Origin of the sequence: Mycolicibacterium arseniciresistens (genome assembly GCF_030519285.1) — a bacterium.
Lineage (GTDB): Bacteria > Actinomycetota > Actinomycetes > Mycobacteriales > Mycobacteriaceae > Mycobacterium > Mycobacterium arseniciresistens.
On sequence record NZ_JAUMSQ010000509.1, the window covers coordinates 1 to 1,865 of the forward strand.

A 1,865-nucleotide genomic window follows, 5' to 3' on the forward strand; every position below is an offset into this window, starting at 1 on the left:
CCCGCACCGGCACCCGGGCCGCCGCCGCCCCCGGCGCCGTAGCCGGGTGGGCGTCCGGATGGGCCAGCAGAGGTTCGACGAGCTGGTCTCGGATGCGCTCGACTTGATTCCCGCCGACCTCGCGGCCGCCATCGACAACGTCGTGGTGCTGGTCGCCGACCGCCACGACGAGGAACCCGGCCTGCTCGGCCTCTACGAGGGCGTCGCGCTCACCGAACGGGACTCCTGGTACGCGGGCTCGCTGCCCGACACGATCACCATCTACCGCGACGCCCTGCTGGACGTCTGCGACTCCGAGGAGCAGGTGGTCGAGGAGGTGGCGATCACCGTGATCCACGAGGTCGCCCACCACTTCGGCATCGATGAGGAACGCCTGCACGAGTTGGGGTGGGGATGAGCGCTCGCGCGAAGACAATCAACCTGGGGATGAGCGCTCGCGCGAAGACATTCGACCGGGGATGACAGGCGCGGCAACCGCATCATGTCGGCCGGCGGTGCTATGAACGGGCCATGAGTTTCCAGTGCCGGGAGTGCCGGGCCGGGCTGGAGCACTGCCATGGCACGGTGGTCCACCACGTCCGGTTCCGTATGGAGTGCACCGAGGACGGCTGCGAGACGCCCGAGGTGATGCACACCTTCAGCATCGACTGCGAGGCGATCGGCTGCCAGTGCGGTCAGGCCGCGGGCGGGTCCGTCGTCCGCGTCAGTTGACGCCCACCCGGCCGGAAGCGGCTCGGGTCAGCCCATCGGGTCGGCGGACTCCAGGGCGTCCTGCACCGGGTGCACGTCGGTCTCGGGATAGAACGGCGGGGTCAGCGTGCCCCACTGCACGCAGCTCCAGCGGCCGTCGGTGACCGGCGCCAGCACCACGGGCTCGGTGTTGGCCAGGTGGTGGTCGAGCGCGAAGCCGCCGTCGACGCCCGCCAGCACCGCAGCGACCAGCCGGATCGCGGCGCCGTGGCTCACCACCACGATGTCGCCGCGCCAGGCGTCGTCGTCGAGGTGGCGCAGCCTGAGCTGGGTGAGCACAGCGACATAGCGGTCGAGGACGTCGTTGCCCGATTCGCCGCCGGGCATCACGGCGTCGAGGTCGCCCTGGTGCCAGCGCTGGTAGATGGATTCGAACTCGGCGATCGCGTCGTCGTCGTTGCGGTCCTCCAGCTCGCCGACCTGGACCTCGTGCAGGCCGTCGAACTCGTGGGCGGGCAGCCCGGCCTGCGCGGCGATCTCGCCGGCCGTCTGCACCGCGCGCACGGCGACCGAGTGGGCGACCATCGCCGGTGGGTGCGCGAGCCCGCGGGCGAATTCCCTGGCCTGCTCGCGGCCGAGGTCGGTCAGCTCCCGGCCGGGTGGGCGGGTGTCGAGCCGCCGCTCCACGTTGGACAGCGACTGCCCGTGCCGGACCAGCACCAGCCGTCCGCTCATTGGTTCACCTCCGCGTCACCGAGTCTGCCGTCGCGCAGCGCGGCCAGCCAGTGCGATGCGTCGTCGAGCTGGGGCGGCGGCGCACCGGCAGCCACTCCTGTGGGCCAGGATCCGAGATAGCGCACATCTGCACAACGACGGTGCAGCGCTCTGAGTGCCTCGGCGACGGCGGCGTCGTCGATGTGGCCGACGAAGTCCAGGAAGAACACGTAGGTGCCCAGTCCCGTTCGGGTGGGCCGGGACTCGATGCGGGTCAGGTCGATGTCACGGACGGACAGCTCGGTCATGGCCGTGACCAGCGCCCCTGGCTCGTTGGCCAGCCGCAGCACCACCGAGGTGCGGTCGGCGCCCGTGCGGGTGGGCGGCGGCGCAGGCCGGCCGGCGAGCAGGAAGCGGGTGCGCGCGTTGTTCTCGTCGACGACGCCCGAGGCGAGCGCCTC

Annotated in this window: 4 protein-coding genes; 2 read left to right on the plus strand and 2 right to left on the minus strand. The window is 71.5% G+C overall.

Translation table 11 applies throughout. The features are described from left to right. Positions 1 to 46 precede the first annotated feature (46 nt). Positions 47 to 397, plus strand: coding sequence for a metallopeptidase family protein (locus Q2100_RS31090; RefSeq protein WP_302917106.1), 351 nt, complete (start codon positions 47 to 49; stop codon positions 395 to 397). A 113-nt stretch (positions 398 to 510) separates the two neighbouring features. Next, complete coding sequence (locus Q2100_RS31095; RefSeq protein ID WP_264011519.1) at positions 511 to 711, plus strand: hypothetical protein; 201 nt, start codon at positions 511 to 513, stop codon at positions 709 to 711. Between the two features lie 27 nt (positions 712 to 738). Here Q2100_RS31095 and Q2100_RS31100 read toward each other — a convergent pair whose 3' ends face one another. Together Q2100_RS31100 and Q2100_RS31105 are read right to left on the minus strand one after the other, a co-directional pair. Continuing rightward, the gene (locus tag Q2100_RS31100) at positions 739 to 1,425 is read right to left on the minus strand and encodes a histidine phosphatase family protein (RefSeq protein WP_264011518.1); all 687 of its coding nucleotides are present in this window, start codon (positions 1,423 to 1,425) and stop codon (positions 739 to 741) included. Further along, positions 1,422 to 1,865, minus strand: a 444-nt coding sequence (locus Q2100_RS31105) for an ACT domain-containing protein (RefSeq protein WP_302917105.1), incomplete at its 5' end; no start/stop codon positions are given. The genes Q2100_RS31100 and Q2100_RS31105, both read right to left, overlap by 4 nt.